The sequence below is a fragment of the Herbiconiux dendrobii genome, from assembly GCF_052048175.1.
Taxonomy (GTDB): domain Bacteria; phylum Actinomycetota; class Actinomycetes; order Actinomycetales; family Microbacteriaceae; genus Herbiconiux.
This window is the reverse complement of record NZ_JBLZQV010000009.1, coordinates 1-21,836: the sequence shown is the minus strand read 5'-3', so window position 1 is coordinate 21,836 and position 21,836 is coordinate 1. Positions and strand designations below refer to the sequence as shown.

17 protein-coding genes are annotated in these 21,836 nt (G+C 71.6%); 4 read left to right on the top strand and 13 right to left on the bottom strand.

Annotated elements, in window-relative coordinates; translation table 11 throughout:
• Positions 1–5: 5 nt before the first annotated feature.
• Positions 6–1,304: an extracellular solute-binding protein gene (locus ACN4JJ_RS19420; RefSeq protein ID WP_440711551.1), complete on the bottom strand. Its 1,299-nt coding sequence runs from the start codon at positions 1,302–1,304 to the stop codon at positions 6–8.
• Between the two features lie 9 nt (positions 1,305–1,313).
• The gene (locus ACN4JJ_RS19415; RefSeq protein ID WP_440711550.1) at positions 1,314–2,384 is read right to left on the bottom strand and encodes a LacI family DNA-binding transcriptional regulator; all 1,071 of its coding nucleotides are present in this window, start codon (positions 2,382–2,384) and stop codon (positions 1,314–1,316) included.
• Between the two features lie 223 nt (positions 2,385–2,607).
• Between ACN4JJ_RS19415 and ACN4JJ_RS19410 the strand changes: the two genes are divergently transcribed.
• Positions 2,608–6,324, top strand: coding sequence for a hypothetical protein (locus ACN4JJ_RS19410; RefSeq protein ID WP_440711549.1), 3,717 nt, complete (start codon positions 2,608–2,610; stop codon positions 6,322–6,324).
• Positions 6,321–8,300 (top strand): hypothetical protein, encoded by a 1,980-nt coding sequence (locus tag ACN4JJ_RS19405; RefSeq protein WP_440711548.1) that lies wholly within the window; start codon positions 6,321–6,323, stop codon positions 8,298–8,300. Before ACN4JJ_RS19410 ends, ACN4JJ_RS19405 begins: the two co-directional genes overlap by 4 nt.
• Positions 8,301–8,321: 21 nt before the next feature.
• Here the strand turns inward: ACN4JJ_RS19405 and mtnK are convergent, their stop codons facing one another.
• Genes mtnK through ACN4JJ_RS19385 form a run of 4 tightly spaced genes read right to left on the bottom strand, consistent with a single transcriptional unit; the run spans position 8,322 to position 13,368 of the window.
• On the bottom strand, positions 8,322–9,572 hold the full coding sequence (mtnK, locus tag ACN4JJ_RS19400) for an S-methyl-5-thioribose kinase (protein WP_440711547.1): 1,251 nt from the start codon (positions 9,570–9,572) through the stop codon (positions 8,322–8,324).
• 36 nt (positions 9,573–9,608) lie between these two features.
• On the bottom strand, positions 9,609–10,661 hold the full coding sequence (locus ACN4JJ_RS19395) for an ABC transporter permease (RefSeq protein ID WP_291057377.1): 1,053 nt from the start codon (positions 10,659–10,661) through the stop codon (positions 9,609–9,611).
• Positions 10,658–12,274 carry a sugar ABC transporter ATP-binding protein gene (locus ACN4JJ_RS19390; protein WP_440711546.1) on the bottom strand — a complete coding sequence of 539 codons (1,617 nt, stop codon included), beginning with the start codon at positions 12,272–12,274 and terminating at the stop codon, positions 10,658–10,660. The genes ACN4JJ_RS19395 and ACN4JJ_RS19390 overlap by 4 nt, the downstream gene beginning before the upstream one ends.
• The gene (locus ACN4JJ_RS19385) at positions 12,271–13,368 is read right to left on the bottom strand and encodes a substrate-binding domain-containing protein (RefSeq protein WP_440711545.1); all 1,098 of its coding nucleotides are present in this window, start codon (positions 13,366–13,368) and stop codon (positions 12,271–12,273) included. The genes ACN4JJ_RS19390 and ACN4JJ_RS19385 overlap by 4 nt, the downstream gene beginning before the upstream one ends.
• 153 nt (positions 13,369–13,521) lie before the next feature.
• Here ACN4JJ_RS19385 and ACN4JJ_RS19380 point away from each other — a divergent pair, with 153 nt between their 5' ends.
• The gene (locus ACN4JJ_RS19380; RefSeq protein ID WP_440711544.1) at positions 13,522–14,097 is read left to right on the top strand and encodes a 1,2-dihydroxy-3-keto-5-methylthiopentene dioxygenase; all 576 of its coding nucleotides are present in this window, start codon (positions 13,522–13,524) and stop codon (positions 14,095–14,097) included.
• A 10-nt stretch (positions 14,098–14,107) separates the two neighbouring features.
• Here the strand turns inward: ACN4JJ_RS19380 and ACN4JJ_RS19375 are convergent, their stop codons facing one another.
• From ACN4JJ_RS19375 to ACN4JJ_RS19365, 3 genes are read right to left on the bottom strand one after another with little or no spacing between them, the layout of a single operon-like run.
• Complete coding sequence (locus ACN4JJ_RS19375) at positions 14,108–14,656, bottom strand: flavin reductase family protein (RefSeq protein ID WP_440711543.1); 549 nt, start codon at positions 14,654–14,656, stop codon at positions 14,108–14,110.
• A gap of 1 nt (position 14,657) precedes the next feature.
• Positions 14,658–15,914: a styrene monooxygenase/indole monooxygenase family protein gene (locus tag ACN4JJ_RS19370; protein WP_440711542.1), complete on the bottom strand. Its 1,257-nt coding sequence runs from the start codon at positions 15,912–15,914 to the stop codon at positions 14,658–14,660.
• Between the two features lie 26 nt (positions 15,915–15,940).
• Complete coding sequence (locus tag ACN4JJ_RS19365) at positions 15,941–16,798, bottom strand: SDR family oxidoreductase (protein ID WP_440711541.1); 858 nt, start codon at positions 16,796–16,798, stop codon at positions 15,941–15,943.
• A gap of 150 nt (positions 16,799–16,948) precedes the next feature.
• Here ACN4JJ_RS19365 and ACN4JJ_RS19360 point away from each other — a divergent pair, with 150 nt between their 5' ends.
• Entirely contained in the window at positions 16,949–17,956 is a 1,008-nt protein-coding gene (locus tag ACN4JJ_RS19360) for an AraC family transcriptional regulator (protein ID WP_440711540.1), read from the top strand.
• A gap of 126 nt (positions 17,957–18,082) precedes the next feature.
• On the opposite strand, the gene ACN4JJ_RS19355 is transcribed toward ACN4JJ_RS19360, so the two are convergent.
• From ACN4JJ_RS19355 to ACN4JJ_RS19340, 4 genes are all read right to left on the bottom strand, one after another.
• Positions 18,083–19,207, bottom strand: coding sequence for a VIT1/CCC1 transporter family protein (locus tag ACN4JJ_RS19355; RefSeq protein WP_440711539.1), 1,125 nt, complete (start codon positions 19,205–19,207; stop codon positions 18,083–18,085).
• A 289-nt stretch (positions 19,208–19,496) separates the two neighbouring features.
• Positions 19,497–20,726 carry an acyl-CoA dehydrogenase family protein gene (locus ACN4JJ_RS19350; RefSeq protein WP_440711538.1) on the bottom strand — a complete coding sequence of 410 codons (1,230 nt, stop codon included), beginning with the start codon at positions 20,724–20,726 and terminating at the stop codon, positions 19,497–19,499.
• A complete protein-coding gene (locus tag ACN4JJ_RS19345; RefSeq protein ID WP_440711537.1) occupies positions 20,723–21,400 on the bottom strand; it encodes a histidine phosphatase family protein in 678 nt (225 codons plus the stop codon). Before ACN4JJ_RS19345 ends, ACN4JJ_RS19350 begins: the two co-directional genes overlap by 4 nt.
• 181 nt (positions 21,401–21,581) lie before the next feature.
• Positions 21,582–21,836: superoxide dismutase (locus tag ACN4JJ_RS19340; protein WP_440711536.1), on the bottom strand; the 255-nt coding region annotated here is incomplete at its 5' end.

Below are 21,836 nucleotides of genomic sequence, written 5' to 3'. Positions count from 1 at the left end.
CGGGATCAGCCCTGGGTGGCCAGCGAGTCGATCTTCTTCGCCGCCTCGTCGAGAGCGCTCTTCACGTCGCCGTCGCCGCTGACCACGGCCTTGGTGTACGCGTCGCGCAGCGCCTGCATCATGGCGACCGCCTCCGGGTCGCTCGGGTCCTCCACCGTCCGGTTGGCCTGGTCGCCGAACACCTCGTAGTCGGGGTTGGCCGTGAAGTAGTCGGAGTAGGTGGTGGCGAGGTCGGTGCGGATGGGCATCTGGCCGGTGAGCTCGAGCAGCTGTCCGTCCTGCTCCTCGCCGGTGGCGAACTTCAGCACGTCCCAGGCCGTGCCCTGGTTCTCGCACGAGCTGTACATGCCCACCGACTTGGCGTCGGAGAAGGTGTACGTCTCATCGGCCGGCGTGCCGTTCTCGGTGGGAACCGGCACGGCACCCCAGTTGGCGATCTTGTCGCCGTAGTACGCGATGGCCCAGGGGCCCACGATCGCCACGGCCGCCTTGCCGTCGGCGAAGGCGTCGCCCTCGTACTTCTCCTTGCCGGCCAGGTCGTCGCTGTAGACGCTCGCCCAGAAGTCGGCGACCGCGTAGCCGTCGTCGTCGGCGAAGGTGGCCTTGCCGTCCTCGACGATCTGCTGGCCACCGGTCTGCGCGGCGAACAGCGGGATGAAGTCGAAGTTGGGCTGGAAGAACTCGCTGGTGGGCGAGGGGTTGATGGCGAAGTCGGCGGCTCCGCTGGAGACGATGGCCTTGGCCGAGGTGAGGAAGTCGTCGTAGGTCGACAGCTTCGGGTTCTCGGGGTCGAGACCGGCGGCGCTGAAGAGGTCCTTGTTGTAGAAGATCATCACCGGGTTCGACTTCCACGGCAGCTGGTAGAAGTCGCCGTCGGAGGAGCGGTACTGCTCGGCGATGTCGCCGCTGCGCGCCTGGATGTAGGAGTCGCCGTCCTCGAAGCTCGACAGGTCGACCAGGCCGCCCTGCTTCTGGAACTGGCCGGTGGCGGCCGGCAGGTTGTTGAACACGAGGCACGGCGTGGTGCCCGCCGTGATCGCGGCGGTGATCACCTCTTCGCTGCTCTTGCCGGCGGGGATCTCCTGCGCCGAGATCTGCTCATCCGGGTGGTCGGCGTTCCAGGCCTCCACCATGCCCTTGCCCCACGACACCTCGGCGGCGTTGTTGGAGTACCAGATGGTGATCGGGCCGCGGGCGGTGGCGGCGTCGGAGGCGCTGCCACCGCCTCCGCCGCTGCAGGCGGCCAGGGACAGCGCCGCCACGGTGGTGGCGGCCAGCACGGCGATGCGAGTGCGTCTTTGCACGGGTTACTCCTATCTCGTCGACGGCGTGGCCGTCTGCTGTGGGGTGTCGACGGCGGCGCCGTCGGGTGTGGGGGGTGGTGCGATGGAACCGCGCGGGATGAACTCCGCGGCGGGGAGCGTGACATCTTCGGATGCCCCGGACTCGATCAGCGCCAGCAACGACTGGGCTGCGGTACGGCCCCACTCGGCGGGGTCGTTGCCGACCGTCGCCAGCGGCGGGAAGAGGTAGCGCGACATCTCCGAGCCGTCCATGCCGGTGATGGAGAGCTGCTCGGGCAGCCGGTAGCCCAGCTGCTGCGCCACGGCCATGCCGGCGATCGCCATCGGGTCGTTCGCGAACACGATGGCGGTGGGGGCCTCGTCCCGAGCGAGCAGGCCCCGGGTGGCCTGCGCACCGGCGTCGGGGGAGAAGTCGGCGCTCACGACGATCGGGTCGCCCCCGGATGCCCGCACCGCCTCGGCGAACTGGTCGCGACGGCGGGTGCCGTGCAGCATCCGGTCGTCGCCGGCCACGTGGGCGATGCGCACGTGGCCCAGCTCGCGAAGACGCGCGACGACGGCGGTGATGCCCTGGCCGTAGTCGCGGTCGATCACCGGGAACCCGCTCGGAACATCCGGCCGCCCCAGGGTGACGGCGGGGATGCCGAGCTCGGTCAGCAGGGCGACGCGCGGGTCGTGGTGGCGCAGGTCGGTGAGGAAGACGCCGTCGACCCGGCTCTCGGCGGCCAGCTTGCGGTAGGTCTCGAGCTCGCGCTCCTCGTCGGGCACCACGCTCAGCAGCATCACCCGGCCGCGGTCGGAGAGCACCGCCTCGACGCCCGAGATGAAGGCGGGGAAGAACGGGTCGGAGCCGAGGATGGCCGGGTCGCGCAGAACCACGAGCCCCAGGGCGTAGGCCGTCTGGGTGGTGAGCGAGCGGGCGTTGGGGTTCGGCCGCCAGCCGAGCTCCGACGCGGCGGCGAGGATGCGGTCGCGGGTGCTGGCCGAGACGCCGGGCCGGCCGTTGAACACGAACGACACCAGACCCTTCGACACGCCGGCCTCGTGGGCGACGTCGCTGATCGTCGGCCTCTTGCTCACGCGGACTCCTCGTCGAGATGGTGGCTTCCCGGCGGCCGAAGTGGGTGTTCGAACCTCGACTGAACCGGTTTAGCACTGTGCACGCTATACCGGTTTAGGAAAGCTCGTCAACCCCTGGGTGCGACCTTCTGCGCAGCTCTTGACACGATCGCGAATCGTCGCCGATCATGATCCGCGACGGTCGGACAACGATGTCTCCGGCCCCCTGCGACGAGGAGTTCCCATGATCCCCTTCCGAACCAGCGTGCGCGCGGCCGGCGGAATGCCCCGGCGGCGGCGCTCGTGGAGCGCTCTCTCCGCCGGCCTGGCGGCGGTGCTCGCCGGGGCCGCGGTGGTGGCCATCCCCGCGGGCGGACCGGCCGCCGCGCTCCCGCGTGCCGTGGCCTACGAGCTGCCGAACGCCGACTTCGGCGGGCCGCTGCAGACCGGCTGGACGGTGCAGGGCGAGGCCCGTCAGGAGCGCACCCTGGAGCTCGCCCCGGGCGGAGTCGCCTACCAGGGGATCCCGGTCGCGGCGGCCGGCGCGGTCGACGGCGTCGCGCCGGGCGACCTGGTGCGGGCCGAGGTCGACGTCACCCTGCACGGCGACGTCACCGCCGACAGCACCGTGCTGGTGCGGGTGACCGACGGCAGCGCCATCCTCGCGGAGTGGAGCGACCTCACCGGGCTCGCCCGCGGGCAGCGCGAGACGGTCGGCAGCCGGCCCGTGGGCGCGGGACGCGTCGGCGCGGCAGCCGGCACGGTCTACGTCGAGCTGCACAACGACACGGGCGGCACGATCGAGTTCCACCAGGTGCGGCTGTGGGCCGACAGCGGCTCGGGCGAGCGCCCGGTCGCCCTGCCCAACGCCGGGTTCGCCGACGAGCTCGACGGTTCGTCGAACTGGTCGAGCTCGGGGGCGCGGATCGCCTCCGGCGCGGTGCTCGAGCCCGGAGCCGTGGTGTCGCGTGCCGTGCCGGTGGGCGCCGATCCGGTGCTTCCGCAGCGCGGCGACGCCCTCGGCCTCGCCGTCGACGCTTTCGTCGATCCGCGTGGCGCGGCGCAGGCCGGGCCCGTGGCCACCGTGGGCGCCGGAGGAGCCGGCATCCTCACCGCCTCGGCCCCGGCCGGGCAGGAGAGTGCGCTCTGGCAGGAGCTCACGGCGACCCCCGTCGCCTCCGCGAACACCACCGTGCCGGCATCCGCCACCGAGGTCGACCTCGAACTGCGGAACAGCACCGGCTACCCGTTGCGGCTGCGCGATGTGCGGCTCTCCGGCCAGCGCGAGCAGGGCGACGACGACCTCGACGGCAACGGCGTCGTCGACGCGGCGGACGCCGCCTGGTTCGAGCAGCAGATCGCGGCGGGAACCACCGATCCGGCCCTCGACTACGACGGCGACGGGCAGGTCACCACGAAGGACGTCTCGTACTACGTTCGCTTCGTGCTGGGCGACACCTCCGAGGTGTACGCCAACCTCAGCCACCTCGACTTCTTGAGCGAGCACGTCGAGCTCGACGGCAAGGCGGCGATGATCGTGCACCTCTACGCCGAGCCCCTCGACCGCGACGACCTCGCCGCGGGCTACGAGTGGGTCGGCGACCCGCAGGAGGGCGTCTCGGCGCTCGACGACGTGGCGCGCGCCGTGATCGTCTACGCCGAGCACTACGCCACCTACGGCGACGCCCACAGCTACGACCAGATGAAGCGCGGCCTCGAGTTCGCGATGTGGATGCAGGCACCCAACGGCGACTTCGACAACTTCGTGGCGCGCGACGCCGACGGGAACCTGTTCAAGAAGGACAGCGCCTCCTCGCAGACCGCCTTCAGCTACTGGGCGGCCCGGGCCTACGAGGCCATGGCCACCGCTCTGCCGTTGATCACGGATGCCGACGCCGAGCTGGCCGGGCGCCTCCAGACGCGGCTCCAGCTGTGCCTGGACCGCGTCGGCGAACTCGTCTCGGCCGAGTACGGCCAGCACCAGCCCGACGGATCGCCCGCCTGGCTGCTGTTCGACGACAGCTGGCTCTCGGCCACGGCCGTCGCGGCGCTCGTGAAGCACGCCGGCCTGCTGCAGGGTCCGGAACGCGACGCGGCGGTGACCCTGGTGAGCGAACTCGCCGAGGGCATCGCGTACTACCAGGCCGGTGACTTCGACCAGTACCCGCTGGGCGCGATCAAGCACAGCAACGGGAACTGGTACGAATGGGGCAGCATCCAGACCAAGGCGCTCGCCCTGGCCGGCTCGCTGACCGGGCACGGCGAGTGGATCGCCGCGGCGGAGCTCTCCGCCGACAGCTTCCTCTCCGACCTGCTGATCTCGGGCCGCTCGATGGAGATCGCCCCGAACAAGAGCGGCCTGCCGCAGATCAACTACGGCACCGCCAGCTACGTCGAGAACTACCTGGCGCTGTACTCGGTGACCGGGGAGACGAAGTACGCCGACATGGCGGGCGTCGCCGCCACCTGGTGGATGGGGCAGAACCCGATCGGCGTGCCGATGTTCGACCAGAGCCTGGGTCTGGCCTTCGACGGCATCACGATCGACGGGCTGAACAGCAACAGCGGCGCCGAGTCGGTCGACGAGGCCCTGCGCGCCATCCTGCGCGTGCAGCGGGTGCCCGAGGCGCTCGCCGTGATGACCGCCACGAAGGTGGAGGAGCGCACGGCGACGACGGTCGAGATCGAGGATCTGGTGGCGGAGGGCCGCCCGGCCGACGCGCAGCTCGACCTGCCCGACGGTGGTCTGAACGATCCGGCCCGCGCCGTGGTGACGCAGGCGCCGGCATCCGGCACCGACGAGGCCGCCATCTATCAGGACTCGCTCGCCGTCGACTCGCCCCAGACGGTCTACCCGGGCTGGGAGGGGCAGAACGCCCTCTTCGTCTCCGGTGACGGGTACAACAACGTGCGGGTGTTCGACGGGGGCTCGATCCAGACCCGCATCGGCGTGGGCGGCGACGGCCAGCCGCAGTCGGGCGACGCGCTGATGCTCGACTTCGCGGCCCTGCTGCAGTTCGGGGTCGACCTCGACGCCGAGGTGCTCTCGGTCGACGCCTCCGGTGCCGAGACGCCGCTGGCCGACGACAGCGGCTTCGGCTACAACCCGCGCACCTGGTACTCGGGCGCCGGGTCGGTGCGCACCACGCTGCTGCAGACGGTTCCGGATGACGCCACCGCGGTGATCGTGCGGTTCTCGAACCACTCCACGAACCCGAAGCCCTACGAGGGGTACGCCACCGTGACGCTCGCCTCGCTGTACCGCCTCGGCGTGCCCGAGGTGCGGTACGGGTCATCCGCCTTCTCGAACCGGGCCTACGCGCACCTCGAGGCGGGCAGCTCCGCGAGTCACGGCCTGGACGTGCCGACGGCGGGGGCGCACCTGCTGTTCCTGAGCGCCGTCGACAGCGCGGCCGCAGCGCGGCCGTCGGTGTCGCTCTCCTCGCCCGGCCTCTTCGACACCGCGGCACCGCTCGCCGGCGCCGACGGAGCGATCACGATCCGCACCCTGGGCCGCGCCGACCTGACGGCGGGCACGATCCCGCTGCAGATCGCGACGACCCCGGATGCGGCCGCCGATCTCGACGCCCTCATCCTGTACCCCGTCGAGACCTACGCGATCTACCGCTTGCTCGACGGCCGCGAGGTCATGGTGCTGCGGGACGCCGACGCCCGGGCGCTCTACGCGGGCACGCCCGAGGAGGTGCGGGGTCGCAACGGCGCCCCGGTGGAGCCCGGCGGTCCCGGCACCGGCCCCGTCGACCCGGGGGCGGGCAGCCCCGGTGCCGGCGACGCCGACCCGGCCGCGGCCGGGTCGCCGCAGCTCGCCGCGACCGGGGCGGCCCCCGGGTCGCTCCTGAGCCTCGCCCTGCTCGCGCTCGTGCTCGGCCTCGCCGCTGCCGGCGTGCGGCTGCGCCTGCACCGGCGTGCGCAGCCGACGGGCCGGGGAGGGCAGCGGTGAAGCGCCGCACCTTCCTCGGCGCCGCCGCCGGCGCGGCGGCGCTCGCGTCGCTCGGCCGGGTCGCCCTCGGTCCGGCCGAGACGGCGCGGGCCGCGACCCGCACCGTCGACTTCGCGGCCTTCCCCGTGCGGTTCGAGCACCTCGACTGGCAGCTGCAGGCGGTGCACTCGCAGAGCGGATCGACCGTCACCGGCTTCACCTACGCATCCGGAACCGGGGCGGGCCGGCGCACCGACCAGCACGGCGTCAGCTGGCCGACCCCGGCCTACTACGACGCCGTGCTCGGCTTGGGCGGGTTCGCGGCGGTGAACTCGTGGCCGATGAAGGCCATGACGCTCTACGCGCAGCAGAAACCGGGCGGCTGGCGCGGCAACGGCTGGAACCCCTACCAAGACCTCGCGGAGGGGGCGACCTGCGTCGACGACTCGGCGCGCACCGCGATCGCGCTCGCCACCGACTACCTGCTGAACGGCACGGAGGGCTCCTACCTGCGGGCGCGAGACGTGCTCACCTTCTGCTGCTACCTGCTTACGATGGAGGGGAAGGTCTACAACTTCGCCTGGCTGGATGCCCCGATGATGTTCGCCTGGGACCCGATGCAGGCGCAGAACAAGCACTACATGTACCGCTCGGAGTTCGTGCGCCGGAGCCAGTACCCGCCGCTCGGGGCGGGCGGATCGAAGGCGGCCTGGGGCCAGTTCGAGTCGGACCCCGCCCACATCATCCCGAGCGGTGCCGGGTACGCGCGCGCCGATCCGTTCGTGCCGCATCCGCCGTTCTCGATCGCCATGGACGACCTGCTGTCGACGGCGGGGGCCGACGTCGCCCCGGTCTACGACGGGCCGCTCTACAGCACCGCCACCGGGCCGGCGACCGGGTCGCTCCTCGCGATCCGGAAGGACTGGACCACCAGCACGCACGAGCTCGGCGCGGACGACGCCCGGCTGCTCTGGGCACTGGCGCTCGGGCTGCAGATGATGCAGAAGCGCAAGGCGCTCGGCGGCGGCGCGCTCACCGTCGACGAGGCGCGGTTCGGTGCGTTCCTCGAGAACCACCTGAACCGCCTGCTGAGGAACTGCACCCAGTACGACCTCGGGACCCTGGACAACCGCCTCGCCGGCATGTTCACCATCGGCTACGTCGAGACCTACCGCGCCCTGCAGACCGGCGGCCCCTGGGGTGCGTGGACCCCGCTGCTCCCGCAGAGCGGCGCGACGGCCGGAGGATCGTCGAGTGCGCTCGACGACCCCGTCGCGGCCTCGGTGGTCTACGCGAAGATCGACGAGGGCATCAATCGGGTGACCTCGAAGCAGTTCCGCAGCACGGACTGGCGGGACGGCATCTTCATCGACGACCCGGTGGTCGGGGACTGGCAGGCCTGGGGCCAGCACCAGATCTACGCGCTCGCGAAGGCCTACCGGCTGAAGCGCGACATCGGCCAGTCCGCCGCCGCGCTCGACGGGCTGCTGGACATCGTCACCTACTCCGCCGACACCTTCTACGGGCAGCAGGCTTACCACTACGCGGATACCGGCGGCAACAACGTGCGCACCCGGGAGCGCATCACGGGCATCTCCGGATGGGCCGCCTCGTTCCACACGAACGGTGCGCAGTCGGTCTACCAGGAGACCCCGATCATCGGCGGTCTGCTCGAGCTCGCGGGCGCCTGGGAGCAGTCCACCCGCAGCGACCGATCCACCCGGGCGGCCGCCTACCGCCGCCACGCGAAGACCGTCGCCACCTGGTTCCTCGGCAACAACTCCGCCCTCACGCCGATCTACACCGGCAGCGCGGGCACCGCTGCCTTCGAGGGCCGGGGCGCGGTGCTCGACTCGATCGCCCCCGTGGCCGGTGTCTCCACGGCCGGCGGGGACGCGGGTGGCGAGTCCACCGCCGAGGGCCTCTGGGCCCTGATCCTCATCCAGAAGGCCATCGCCGACCACGCCCTCGGCACCACCTTCACCTTCGACGTGTGACCCTCCACCCGCGCGAGACCGCTAGCGCGATCCAGCCGCGCGAAGCACAGCGAGGGACTCCGACGCCAGGGCGTCCACGTCCGCGATACCCCGGCGCGTGAGCGCCAGGGCGCGGCCGGCACGGAGGACACCGCGGGCGGCGGCCTCGCGCTGGGCGGGCGGGAGGGTCTCGATGTCGGCGGCCTTGGCGAAGCCGACGATGCGGCGGATCGCCTTGGCTGCGGCGAAGATCGCGGCGTCGTCGCGGATGCCGGCGAGCCAGGCGTCGAGCACCTCGTCGCCCCACACGCGCGGGTCGATGCGCGACGGCCACAGGGACCGGTATTCGGCCTCGAAGGACGACCACAGGGCGCCGGGCAGGGTGAGGATCAGCTCCGCCCGCGAACTCTCGCCGAGCGCCTCGGCGCGCGCCGCCGCGATGATGAAATTGGCCCAGAGCGCCCCGAGGTCGAAGCCGGTGGGGCCCACGAAGCCGAACTCGCTGTCGAAGGCTCGCACCGAGGCCTCCGTGGGCGCATCCGCACCGTCCACCGCGTCTGCCGACCCGCGCGCCGCCCGCACGAACACCGACCCGGTGTGCAGGTCGCCGTGGATGAGCGACTGCGCGGTCGTCATGAACCGCAGCTTCGCCAGCCCCATCTCGCGCACGAGGGCGTGGTCGGCGCGCAACGCCGCCACGTCCGGCTCGTTCGCCGGCAGCACCGCGTTGTGCGGATGCGCGATGTACGGCTCGGTGAACACGAGGTCTTCGGTGATCTGCTGCAGCTCGGGGTTCACCGCGCGTGCGATCAGGCGCTTGTGCTCGAGCGGGTCGAGGCCGAGCGGGGAGGTCGCGAACGCCGTGCGCGCCACGTACTGACCCAGCGCGGAGGCGGCGTACGCGTGCACCCGCCCGGCGTTCAGCTCGTTGCGCCACACCCGATGGTCGGAGAGGTTCTCGATGGCGAGCACGTAGTGCTCCGGGTCGAAGTCGTAGAGCGCCGGCACGTGCGCCGCATCCGCCGCCTCGTGCGCCGCGAGCACCACGGCCTCGCGCGCCGAACGCTCACGGGTCATCGGCCAGGAGGGGTCGGTGCGCACGTGCGGCAGCGACTGCTTGAGAACGACGGATGCCCCGGCCGCGTCCTCGAGGATGAACACCAGGTTGAGGTTGCCGTCACCCACCTCACGCACGGAGGCCAGCGCGGAGGCGTCGATCCGCGCGGCGAGGGCGGGCCGCGAGGCGAGGTAGGCGGCGACGGTGTCGGAGCGGAGCTGGCTGAAGTCGGTCATGAGCGGCGGGTCCCGGACGGTGCGAAAACGGAGGGTCTACGAAGCGGAGGTGGTCGACCCGGCGGTCACCACGGTGCGCCGCCGCGAGAACGTGAAGCTGAACAGCAGGGCGATCAGCAGCACGATCCCCTTGCCGAAGTCCTGCGCGTAGTACGGCAGCCCGAGCATCGTGAACCCGGTCACCATCACGGCGATCAGCACGGCGCCGAGCGCGGTGCCCCAGGCGTTGGGGCGCCCGATCCCGAGCACCGAGACACCCACGAGCGCCACGGCCACGGCATCCAGCAGCAGGGAGTTGCCGGCCGAGACGTCACCCTGCCCGATACGGGCGGCCAGCAGCAGACCGGCGATCGACGCCAGCAGCCCACAGCCCATGTAGGCGGCGGTGCGGTACCACTGCACCCGGATGCCGGAGAGCCGGGCGGCCTCGGAGTTGGTGCCCACGGCGAACAGCGCACGACCCCACCGGGTGCGCTCGAGCAGGAACCAGAGCAGCACGGTGATCACCAGGAAGATGATCACGGGCACCGGAACCGGCCCGATCGAGCCGCGGTCCAGCCACAGGAAGTCGGCGGTGAACTTGCCCGGCGCCGTGGTGCCGTTCGAGAGCGTCATCTGCGACGAGATCGACTTGCCGTCGACGATGATCAGCTTGAGGCCCACGATCACGAACATCGTGGTCAGGGTCGCCAGCAGGTCGGGGATGCGCGCCACGACGATCAAGAACGCGTTCAGCGCCCCGATCAGCAGCCCGCAGATCAGCACCACCGTCACGGCCACCCCGCCGACCTGGTTGGCGATCACCATCGTCCAGGCCGCGATCGACACCGCGAAGCCGGCCGAGGCGCCCACCGAGAGGTCGATGCCGCCGACCGTCATGGCCAGCATCACGCCGAGCCCGGCGATCGCCGTAGGCGCGATGAACTTCAGCATGCCGAAGATGTTGTCGACGGTGCGGAAGTTCGGCTCGGTGATGAGGAAGAACAGGATCAGCGCCAGGGTGACGGCGACGAAGCCCCACTTCACCACGAAGGCGGAGGCGCGTTCTCCGGCGGAGCTCTTCGGGGCGAGCACGCTCGGGCTGGTCATGCGGGGTCCTTTCGGGGGACGGAGGCTGTGGCATCGGAGCCGGGCGCGGGGTGGGCACCGGGTCCGGACGGGTGGGACTGGCCGAGGAACGCGCCGATCACGGTCGAGCGGTCGACCTCGTCGGCGTAGCGGTCGAGCTCGACCGAGCCGCCCACCAGCACGACGATCCGGTCGGCCACCTCGAAGATCTCGTCGACGTCGCTGGAGAGCACCACGGCGGCGGCCCCGTCGGCGGCGAGGGCGGCGAGGCGGGCGCCGATCTCGCGGCGCGCGGCGATGTCCACACCGCGGAACGGCTCGTCGAGGATGGCGAGCTTCGGATCGGCCGAGAGCCAGCGGCCCACGACGACCTTCTGCTGGTTGCCGCCGGAGAGGTCGTCGATCGAGGCATCCGGCCCGCTCGCCACCACGGAGAGGGTCTGGATGACCGTCTCGGCCCGCGAGCGCTCGGTGCGCCGGCGCACCAGCCCGAACACGCTGGACTCGGAAAGGAACGGGAGCGTGATGTTGCGCAGCACCGACCAGCCCGGCAGGATGCCCTGCTTCTGGCGGTCTTCGGGTACCAGTACGACGCCCGCGGTGATCGCGTCCCGCGGCCGCTTCGGCGCGTAGGGCGCGCCCTGCAGGGTGAGGGAGCCGGCCAGCGGCGTCGCGAGGCCGCCGAGCAGCTCGGCGATCTCGGTCTTGCCCGCACCGATCAGGCCCAGGATGCCGAGCACCTCGCCGGCCTTGACGGTGAGGTCGACGGGCGCCGATTCCGGGAAGAGACGGATGCCGTCCAGCGTCGCCACGACGGCCGAACCCCGATGGGTCTCGCCCCGGTCGTGGTCGAGGTCGGTGGCCCGGCCGAGCATGTCGTGCAGGATCTCGTTCCACTCGAACGGGCGCACCGCGTTGCTCTGCACGATGCCGTCGCGCAGCACCACCACGCGGTCGGCCAGCGCCTCGATCTCGCCGAATCGGTGCGAGACGTAGACGATGGAGAGGCCCTGGGCGCGCAGCGACCGCAGCACCTCGAACAGCCGCTCGGCCTCGGCGGCGGTGAGTGCCGAGGTGGGCTCGTCGAGGATGAGCAGCTGAGGCGTGCTGCGCAGCGCCCGCGCGAGCACGAGCAGCTGGGCATCCGAGATCGCGAGGCGGTCGGCGTCCTGATCGAGCACGCTGTCGGGCCAGTCGAGGCCGAGCGTCGCGAGCGCGGCCCGGGCATCGGCGAGGGCCGCCCGTCGATTGCGCAGCGGATGCCTCGACGCGTGCGCCAGGTCGTCGAGCGTGAGGTTCTCGGCCACCGAGAGGCCCGGCACGATGCCGTCGGCCACCTTCTGGTGCACGGCCGAGATGCCGAGCTGGCGGGCCTGAACGGGGGAGCCGAGCGAGGCGACCGAGCCGCCCACCAGGATCTCGCCGCTGTAGCGCGAGTTGGCGCCGGAGAGCGCCTTGATCAGCGTGGACTTGCCGGCCCCGTTCGCGCCGAGCAAGGCGGTGATCTCGCCGGCCCGGAAATCGAGCGAGACGTCGGTGAGCACCACGTTCGATCCGTAGGCCACGGAGACGCCGACGAGGGACACGACGCGCACGTCGTGCCCCTCGATCGGAGCGGTTGAGGCAGAGGTCATTCGGAGACCGCGGGCAGCCAATCCGCCACGACGGTGTCGTCGAGCTTCAGGGTGGGCTCCGCGGCGCGCAGCTCGGTCACGTTGGTGATGGAGTTGTCGGCGAGGAACTGCTGCGTGATCGTCTTGGCCGGGAACTGCACGTCGGTCTCGTCGAGCTGACCGGCGAGGCTGAGGGCGAGCGATCGCACCACACCGGCGCCGACGGCGGCGGGGTCGGTGGCCGAGGTGGCGACCCAGGGGCTGCCGTCGGCGGTGATGACCTCGATGTCGGCGTTGGAGATGTCGATTCCGTACACCTTCACCTTGTCCTGGAGATTGTTCTGGATGACGGCCTGAACCGTGCCCTTGGTGATCTCATCGTACGGCGCGAAGATCGCCTGCACATCCGGGTTCTGCTTGAGCGCGGCGTCCACCAGCGGGATGTTGTCGGTGGCGGTGGACTCGCTGACCTTGCCGGTGGAGAACACGACGTCGAGCTTGTGGTCGGTGACGTACTTGTTCCAGACGACCGCGCGGCGGTCGAGCGCGGCGAAGCCCTCGGCCGAGACGTAGCCGACCTTGGCGCCGTCTCCGACGTCGTCGATCAGCTGGTCGAGCACGCCGGAGGCCATCGACTCGTCCGACTGGCTGGTGGTGATGACGCCGGTGGAGTCGGTGAGCGCCAGGTCGTAGACGACCACCGGGATGCCCGCGGCGACGGCCTCGGTGATCAGCGGCTGAAGGGTGTCGGTCTGGCCGTGGTCGACGATGATCGCGTCGGGCTTGGAGGCGATGGCCTGCTCGAGGTCGCTGGCCTGCTTCGCGTTGTCGTTGCGCGCATCCGTGACCTGCAGGTCGATGTTGGCGAACTCCGCCTGAGCCTGGGCGCCGGCGCCCCAGGCCTCGAAGTAGTCGCCGGCGCCACTCTGGCGCACCAGGGCGACCGTCACCGGGTCGCCGTCGAAGGGCGCGGGCAGGGGAGCGGAGGCCGTGGCCGCGGTGGTGGACTCGGCGGCCGACTCGGTGCTGCCGCTGGACTGCGAGCAGCCGGTCAGCGCCAGGGCGCCGGCGGCGACGAGGGCGGTGAAGACCGCGACTTTGCGGGTGATGGCCATGAGGGCTCCTTACAGGACGGGTTGAAGCAAGGGGGCTGTGGGTGTGTCTCGATTCAACCCCGACCGCGAGTCGTGTGACGAATTGTGTGTCCCTCTGTTACTTTCCGGCGCCCTTTGAGGTAGGGAGGCGACCCGGAGGAATAGCATTGAGGCATGACGCTGCTCACCGTGTGGAACGACACCGACCCCACAACGCCCGAACTGCAGACCCGCGATTTCGACACCATCCACGAGGTGCTCGCCGGCCTGAACGCCCGCTTCAGCCGCTGGGAGCTCAAGGAGCTCTCCGCCGAGCCCACGCAAGACGAGGTGCTCGAGGCCTACCGCACCGAGATCGACGGCGTGAACTCCGATCACGGCTACACGCTGGTCGACGTCGTCTCGATCACCCCCGCCGACACCGACGAGTACCGCGCCCAGGCCGAGGCGGCCCGCAGCAAGTTCCTCGACGAGCACCAGCACGACGACGACGAAGACCGCTTCTTCGCCCGCGGCTCCGGGGTCTTCTACCTGCACGCCAACGGCAAGGTGCACGCCGTGTTCTGCGAGGCGGGCGACCTGCTCTCCGTGCCGAAGGACACCACGCACTGGTTCGACATGGGCACCAACCCCGACTACGTCTCGGTGCGCTTCTTCCACGACGACGACGGCTGGGTGGGTCACTTCACCGGCTCCGACGTGGCCGCGAAGTTCGCCACCTACGACCAGCTGGCCTCCGTCTCGGCCTAGGCCCCCGTCGTCAGGCGAGCACCGAGCGGTGCCTCGCCGTGTCGTGGTACGTGCCGGCGTGGAAGACCAGCGGGGCGTCGGGGGTGTACCCGTAGCGTTCGACCTCGCCCACGTAGATGAGGTGGTCGCCGGCGTCGTGCCGGGCGACGGTGCGGCATTCGAAGGTGGCGAGCGCGCCCTCCAGGAGGGGCACGCCGGCCAGGCCCTCGCGCACCGCGACCCCGGCGAACTTGTCGGTGGAGGGGGTGGCGAACTGCCGGGAGAGCGCGTGCTGGGCGCTCGCCAGCACGTTGATGGCGAAGTGCGTCGAGCGTTCGAAGCTCGCCGCACTCGGCACCTGCTTGCCGGGGCACCAGAGCACGAGCGGCGGATCCATCGACACCGAGGCGAACGAGTTCGCGGTCATCCCCGCCCGGGCGCCCTCGGTCGTGCGGGTCGTGATGACGGCCACCCCGGTGGCGAACTGGCCGAGCGCGGTGCGGAAGTCGCGCAGGTCGAAGCGGGGCGCAGCCAGCTCGGGCGCATCCGTCCCGGGCCTCTCCATCTCGGGCGCAGCCATCTCAGGCGCGCTCCGCGGCGAGGGCGCCGTCGCCCATGACCTCGGCGAGGTAGCTCTCCGCCCCGGCGGGATCCAGGAACCACTCGCCGAAGTCGGCCGGGTCGTCGAAGCCGTTCGCGAACCGCGAGGCGATGGCGGGCTGGGCGGATGCGGCGCCCAGCAGCTGCAGCACGTGCGGGGGCGGGGGCATCAGCATGGCGTTGGTCCAGGCGACGACGGGCCCGGCGATGTCCCAGTAGGTCTCGAAGGCATCCGTCTTCCAGGCGTCGTCGAAGGGCAAGTCGCCGCGTTCCAGGATGGAGCCGAGGTAGCTCTGCGCCGACCGCGAGGCGTTGTTCGAGCCCTGCCCGGTGATGGGGTCGTTCAGCACCACCACGTCGGCGAGCCCGAGCACGGTGCGTCCGGAGGGCAGGGTCGCGATCGGCTTCCGCACCGTGGGGGCGAACCGCCCCTGCAGCACGCCCAGGTCGTCGGTGAGGGTCGCGCCCTCGGCCCGCTCCGCCTCCCAGGGGAGGAAGGTGCGCAGGATGTCCTTGGAGACCTCGAGGTGCTCCTCGGGGGTGAGGCCGCCGCCGAACCGGTCCATCGGGCCGCCCGGGACGCCCTCGAACACCATGATGTGGCAGGGGCCGGTGAGGGTCAGCGCCGGGAAGACGAAGTACTCGCCGACGCCGGGGATGAGGTTGAAGGCCACCTTGGAGAAGTCCGCGTCGGGCGTGAGGCCGTGCACGTAGGTCAGCGCCAGAGCCCGCTGCGGGGCGTCGAACGGCGAGCGCTCGGGATCGCGCTCGAACAGCCGCGCGATGTCGCCCTTGCCCGCGGCGACGAGCACGAGGTCGTCTTCGGCGGTGTAGCGCTCGAGGTCGTCGACGCCGGCGTCTTCGTAGACCATCCGGCCGCCGCGGGCGACGACGAGCTCGATCAGCTGCGGGAACTTCACCCGCTGGTCGACCGACTGCGCGGGCCGGTCGAGCTGCGCGGCCCAGCCGATGGCCTTCTCCCCCGGCAGTTCGGGATGCGGGACGGCGAACCCGATCCCGTCGACGGAGGGGGCGTCATCCCACAGCGCCGCCCCGACCTCCCGCTCGTACCCCACCGGGGTGTCGAACATGCACTGGCTGGAGGCGACCCGGCCCGCGGCGATCTCCTCGGGCGTGCGGTTGGAGACGATCCTGACCCGGTAGCCGTGGTCGAGGAGGCCGAGCGCGAGCTGGAGGCCGGACTGACCGGCTCCGACGATGGTGATGCGACGGGACATGGGAGGCGCCTTTCGGTCGGTGGCCGTCATTCGGCGGCGAGGAGGGGGATGGTGGGGCTCTGCTGTTCGGGGCCGAGGGCGGAGTAGCCGCCGTCGACGGCCCAGTCGGCGCCGGTGACGCCGCCGGCCTGGTCGGAGGCGAGGAACGCCACCACGCGGCCCACCTCGTCCGGGCGTCCGACCCGGCCGAGGATGTGGAAGGGGGCCGCGACGCGGTCGGTCTTCGCGAGGTCGCCGCCGGAGAGGTCGTCCATGATCGTCGACCACGTCCAGCCCGGGCTGACCGAGTTCACCCGGATGCCCTCGGCCTGCAGGTCCAGCGCCATGGAGCGGGTCACCTGCACCATCGCCGCCTTGCTGGCCGGATACACCCAGCGGCCGGTCTGGGCGACCTTCGACGAGATCGAGGTGAAGTTCACCACGCTGCCGTGGCCCGTGGCGGCCAGGTGCGGGCGGGCGAGCTCGACCATCCGCACCGCGCTCACCAGGTTGACGTCCAGCCCCCGGTGCCAGTCGGCGCGCGAGGTCGCGGCGCCGTCGTCGACGTAGCTGGCGGCGAGGTTCACGACCGAGTCGAGGCGGCCGTGCGTGGCGACCACCTCGTCGATCAGGGCGCTGATCTGCGCGTCGTCGGTGATGTCGGTGAGGCGGGTGTCGACCGCCGCCGTGCCGATCTTCGCCGGCAGCGCCGCGAGGCCGGCCTCGTCGATGTCGGCCACCACCACCGTCGCGCCCTCGGCCGCCAGTTCGCGCACGACGCCCTCGCCGATCAGGGTCGCCCCGCCGGTCACGATCATCACGCGATCCTGAAGAATTCCCACCTGGGCCTCCGCATTCGTCCGGTGCCGCAGCCCGATGCCGGCCGCGGTGTAGACGACAGTCAAGCCATCCGCATCCGCCCCGGCTATCCACTGAGCGCGGCCTCTGTCCGTCTGACGCGAGAAGAGCCGTTCGTCAGCGATTTGTAACGTCGCCGAAACGTGGCAGGGCGATTGCGCCTTCACAGTGCAGGGTGCTCCGACGGAGAATGAGCCATGGCACTCTCTCCGGTCGTCTCGGTCCCGCGGGCCCGGGACCTGCTCACGAGCCGCCCGCCCGTGCAGGCGCAGTCGGTCGGCGAGGCGAACTCGGTGATCGCCGATCTGTTCTGCGCCCATGAGCTGACGCCGCTGGACCACGGGGTGCGGATGACGCTCCGCTCGGCGCACGCGAGCACCGTCGGCCTCGACCTGCTGGACTACTCCGGTGGGGTGCGGATCGCCCCCCAGGGGCTCGGCAGCTTCCACCTGGTGCAGATCCCGCTGCGCGGACGGGCCCGGATGCTCGCCCGCGGCCACGAGGTGCAGTCCTCGCCGCGGCGTGCCACCGTTCCGCCGCTGGACAGCGACTTCACGATGGAGTGGGACGAGGGCACGCCGCACCTCATCGTCTACATCGACCGGGAGGAGATGGAGCGCGTGGCCGCCGAGCTGTGGAACGTCGACGACGCCGGTGGGCTCGACCTCGCGTCGGCCGTGGCGCTCGACACGCACGAGGGGCAGGCCTTCCTGGCGTCGGTGCTCGCGATGCACGACCTGCTCGGCGACGGGCACGCCGGAGCGGGTGCGCTCCCGTTCCGCCTGGTCTCCGACCTGATGATCGCCCGGTTCCTGCTGGCGGTCGACAACTCGATCGCGCGGTCGCTCGGTACCTGGTCGCCGCCGCAGGAGCCCGGCCACGCGGATGCCCTCCTCCGGCGTTTCCTGGCGCTCGCGGAGGCCGCCCCCACCGAAGACCTCTCGGTACTGAGCTGTGCCCGAGCGCTCGGCGTCTCCGTGCGCACGCTGCAGGACCACGTGCGCTCGGCCTCGGGGCGCACCCCGAGCGACATCCTGCGCGACATCCGGTTCCGGCGGGCGCACGAGCTGCTGCTCGGGGCCGACGGCGCACGCACGACCGTCACGGCGATCGCGGAGCAGTGCGGGTTCGGGCACCTCGGGCGCTTCGCCGCCGACTACCGCTCGCGCTACGGCGAGTCGCCGGCCGCGACCCTGCACCGCTAGGCCGCTCCTGCGCCCACTGCGCCCACTGCGCCTGCGCTCAACGATCTTGCGCTTGCCGCCGCCGCGCCCACCGGTCTTGCGCTCACCACTCTGTCCTCACCGCCCCGCGCTCACCGGGGGAGCGGGTCAGCCCAGGGTGGCCCCGAACAGCAGGCCCAGCACATAGGTGACCGCGGCGGCGCCGAACCCGATCGCGAGCTGGCGCAGGGCCCGTCGCAGCGGCGGACCGCCCGAGAGCAGGCCGACCACGGCCCCCGTGCCGAGCAGGGCGAGCCCCACGAGGGCGGAGGCGAGGATGACCGCGGGCAGGCCGGTCATGCCGAAGAGGTACGGCAGCACGGGGATGATCGCCCCGGAGGCGAAGAAGCAGAACGACGAGAAGGCGGCCTGCCAGGCCGTGCCGATCTCCTCGTGCTCGTCGGCGTCTCCCGCCGCCGCACCGCCCTCGATCTCGGGGGCGGTGATTCCGGCATCCCCGGCGCGCACGATGCGCAGGGCCGAAGTGGTTGTCGAGAGCCCGCGGAACACGTCGTAGGCCTTGGCGTCGGCATCCGCCTCGCTCATGCCGCGTGCACGGTAGACGAGGGCGAGCTCGTTGGCGTCGACGTCCAGTCGCGGCACGGCCGTGTGAGCGTCCGGATCGGGCGTCGAGGCCGCGAGCAGCTCCCGTTGCGAGCGCACCGACACGAACTCGCCTGCGCCCATCGAGAGCGCCCCGGCCAGCAGACCCGCGATCCCGGTGGCGAGGACCACGGGGGCGGGAACGCCGGTGGCCCCGATGCCGAGCACCAGGGCGAGGTTGGAGACGAGCCCGTCGTTGGCGCCGAAGACCGCCGCGCGGAACGTGCCCGAGAGGCGGCTGCGGCCCCGGGCGGCGAGGCCGCGTACGACCTCGCCGTGGATCCGCTCGTCGGCCGCCATCGCCGGCGTGGCGTCGTCGTCGGTCTCGTACGGGGAGCGCGCTTCCGCCCGCTGCATCAGGGCCAGCACGAAGACCGAGCCGAAACGTCGGGCGAGCACGCCGAGCATCCGGGTGCGGATGTCGGCCCGGCGCGGCTTGCCGACGTCGTCGCCGAGCAGTTCGAGCCAGTGCTCCTCGTGCCGGCCCTCGGCCTCGGCCAGGGCTTCGAGGATCTCGCGTTCTGTGCCGGTGCGCCGCTGCGCGAGCTCACGGTACACCTGGGCTTCGGCCCGTTCGTCGGCGAGGTATTGACGCCATCGGCGTAGCTGGAGTGGGGTCCTGGTGGGCATCGAACCAGTCTGGCAGCCGGCCCCCGCCCACCCCGGCTCACCGCCAGGACTCCCAGATTTTCGACCCCCCGAAACCCTCGGTCCCCGAGCGTCCGGCGAACCACACCACCGCAGCGTGCACCCGACGTCTCAGGCCGTACTCGATGACCCCGGGTGAGGGTGTGGTTGAGGGATGCGACCGCAGGCCGCGTCCCTCGACCGCGCGCTCACATGTCGCGGCTCGCCGGGCAGGGACCGGCGTGCCCCGGTGACGTCGAGCGAAGCCCGGCGCCACCGGCGACAAGCACAGTCAGCTGTAGCCGGAGGGGGTGGGGTACTGGCCCGTCAGGGCGTGGTCGCCCACCTCCTGCGCCTTGTAGGCCACGGGGTCGTGCAGGGTGACCGTGCGCGCGTTCCGCCAGTACCGGTCGAAGCCGTAGGCCTCGCCGGTGGCGCGCGCGCCGGTCAGCTCGAAGACCCGCGAGGTCACGTCCAGCGCCGTCTTCGTGCTCACGACCTTCGCGGCTGCGATCTCCACGGCCGCCTCGCCGCGTTCGGCGTCCGTCAGCGCCCAGCCGCGCTCCGCCACCTCGATCAGCAGGTCGGTGGCGCGCCAGGTGAGCGCATCCGCCGCCCGGGTGGCCGCCGTCAGGTCGCCGGTCAGCTCGCGGATGTACGGGTCCTCCACCGCGGTGGCGACCCCGCTGGTCGACCACGGCTTCGTGGACGTGCGCACGTACGCCGCCGCCTCGGCCAGCGCCCCCTCCGCGAGGGCGACGTGCACGTGCTCGAGCGCCACCTGGAAGAACAGGATCGACAGCGAGGCGTACGGGTTGTAGCGCGGCCCCTCCTGCCCGCCGAAACCGAGCACGTGCTCGAGCGGCACGAGCGCTTCGTCGAACGACACCGATCCGGAGGCCGAGAGACGCTGCCCGTTGTTGGCCCAGTCGTCGTGGTGGGTGACCCCCGGCTGCGTGGCGTCGACGACGATCGCGAGGCGCTCGCCGGTGTCGACGCGGGTTCCGGATGCGGTGATCCGCTCCGAGACCTGGGCCCCGGTCGCGAAGAACTTGCGGCCCGACACCCTGAAGCCGCCATCGGCGGCGGGCGTGAGGGCGAGGCCGGCGTCGCGCGGGTTGCCGGCACCGCCCCAGAACCAGTGGTTCGCGGCCAGGCCGCGCTGCAGCTGCTCGATGCGCGCGGTCTCCTCGTTCAGCTGCAGGCGCCAGGAGTTCACGAAGTGGTACGAGAACAGGTGGCCGAGGCCGCCGTCGGCGCGCATGACCGGCCGGAGCGCCTCGAAGACGGTGCGCCACCCGAGACCGCCGCCCCCGAGCTCACGGGGGACGAGCGCCGGCAGGATGCCCGTGGCGCGCAGCTCGGCCACCTCGGCGAACGGGGCCGTGCCCTCGCGGTCACGCTCGGCGGCCACGGCGGTGAAGCCCTCCGCCAGAGCGGCGAGGGCGTCGAGAGCCTCGGCCGGGTCGGTGATCGTGACGGGGACGCCGGCGGAGGCTCCGGATGCTGCGCCCGCGCTCATGCGCCCGACTCCTCCGCCCACGGGCTGCGGTTCCACTGGCGCAGCACCTGGTTGCCGTGCTCGAAGCCGAGCACGCACATCGCCGCCGTGTCGAGCACGAGATACTCGCCCGTGCTGATGGGGGCGCCGATCCAGGTGGCGGCGAGGGTGCGCAGGTAGTGGCCGTGCGCGAAGAGCAGCACGTCCTCGCCCTTGTTCAGGGTGAGGTGGGCGCGGCGGATGATCGCCTGATTGCGCCGCAGCAGGTCGGCGGCCTGCTCACCGCGCCCCTCGGCATCCGGTTCGATGCCGTCACGCCACAGGTTCCACTCCTCGCCGTAGCGCGCCGAGATCTGCTCGCTGGTGAGGCCCTCGTAGGCCCCGTAGTCCCACTCGGCCAGATCGGCGTCGACCTCGGCATCCGGATAGCCGACCATCATCGCCGTCTCGCGGGCCCGGATGCGCGGGCTGGTCAGCACCAGGCCGAAACGGCGGCCGGTCAGTACGCGGGCCACACTGCGGGCCTGGTCCTCTCCCCGGGGAGTGAGGGGGATGTCGGTGCGGCCGGTGTGACGGCCGTCGAGGCTCCACTCGGTCTCGCCGTGGCGGACGAGAACCACCTGGGGGGCTGTTCCGCGCGCGGCGTTCTTGAAGGTCACGGCGGCGTTCGGGTGGCCGTCGGGGAGGTGGGTCATGTGTGTGATTTTATCGGGCCGGGGATGTTCGGGGTCGCGCCGATGGCCGGATGTTCACCCTCCGCCTAGGGGTGAGCGGAGCTCAAGGCGGCGGAGGGCGAACATCCGGCCATCGACGCTTCGCGTGAGGCGGGCGCGAGTGCGGGACCCATCTCCTTGTGAGGAGGGAGAAGGTGAAGCCCTAGAGGGTGAGCAGGCCTTCGGTCTTGGTGGTGGCTGCGGTGAGGCGGGCGGCGACGTTGGACCAGTTGGCGATGTTCCAGACGGCCTTGATGTAGTCGGCTCGCACGTTGAGGTAGTCGAGGTAGTAGGCGTGCTCCCAGACGTCGAGCATGAAGAGGGGGACGACGCCGAAGGGGATGTTGCCCTGCTGGTCGAAGAGCTGGAAGACGGTGAGGTTCTTGCCGATGACGTCGTAGCCGAGCACGGCCCAGCC

What these genes read in the sequence shown, in the direction of transcription:
- ACN4JJ_RS19410 (WP_440711549.1), top strand. Translation starts at nt 2,608, where the DNA reads ATGATCCCCTTCCGAACCAGCGTGCGCGCGGCCGGCGGAATGCCCCGG.
- mtnK (WP_440711547.1), bottom strand. Translation starts at nt 9,572, where the DNA reads ATGACCGACTTCAGCCAGCTCCGCTCCGACACCGTCGCCGCCTACCTC.
- ACN4JJ_RS19395 (WP_291057377.1), bottom strand. Translation starts at nt 10,661, where the DNA reads ATGACCAGCCCGAGCGTGCTCGCCCCGAAGAGCTCCGCCGGAGAACGC.
- ACN4JJ_RS19390 (WP_440711546.1), bottom strand. Translation starts at nt 12,274, where the DNA reads ATGACCTCTGCCTCAACCGCTCCGATCGAGGGGCACGACGTGCGCGTC.
- ACN4JJ_RS19385 (WP_440711545.1), bottom strand. Translation starts at nt 13,368, where the DNA reads ATGGCCATCACCCGCAAAGTCGCGGTCTTCACCGCCCTCGTCGCCGCC.
- ACN4JJ_RS19380 (WP_440711544.1), top strand. Translation starts at nt 13,522, where the DNA reads ATGACGCTGCTCACCGTGTGGAACGACACCGACCCCACAACGCCCGAA.
- ACN4JJ_RS19375 (WP_440711543.1), bottom strand. Translation starts at nt 14,656, where the DNA reads ATGGCTGCGCCCGAGATGGAGAGGCCCGGGACGGATGCGCCCGAGCTG.
- ACN4JJ_RS19370 (WP_440711542.1), bottom strand. Translation starts at nt 15,914, where the DNA reads ATGTCCCGTCGCATCACCATCGTCGGAGCCGGTCAGTCCGGCCTCCAG.
- ACN4JJ_RS19360 (WP_440711540.1), top strand. Translation starts at nt 16,949, where the DNA reads ATGGCACTCTCTCCGGTCGTCTCGGTCCCGCGGGCCCGGGACCTGCTC.
- ACN4JJ_RS19355 (WP_440711539.1), bottom strand. Translation starts at nt 19,207, where the DNA reads ATGCCCACCAGGACCCCACTCCAGCTACGCCGATGGCGTCAATACCTC.
- ACN4JJ_RS19350 (WP_440711538.1), bottom strand. Translation starts at nt 20,726, where the DNA reads ATGAGCGCGGGCGCAGCATCCGGAGCCTCCGCCGGCGTCCCCGTCACG.
- ACN4JJ_RS19345 (WP_440711537.1), bottom strand. Translation starts at nt 21,400, where the DNA reads ATGACCCACCTCCCCGACGGCCACCCGAACGCCGCCGTGACCTTCAAG.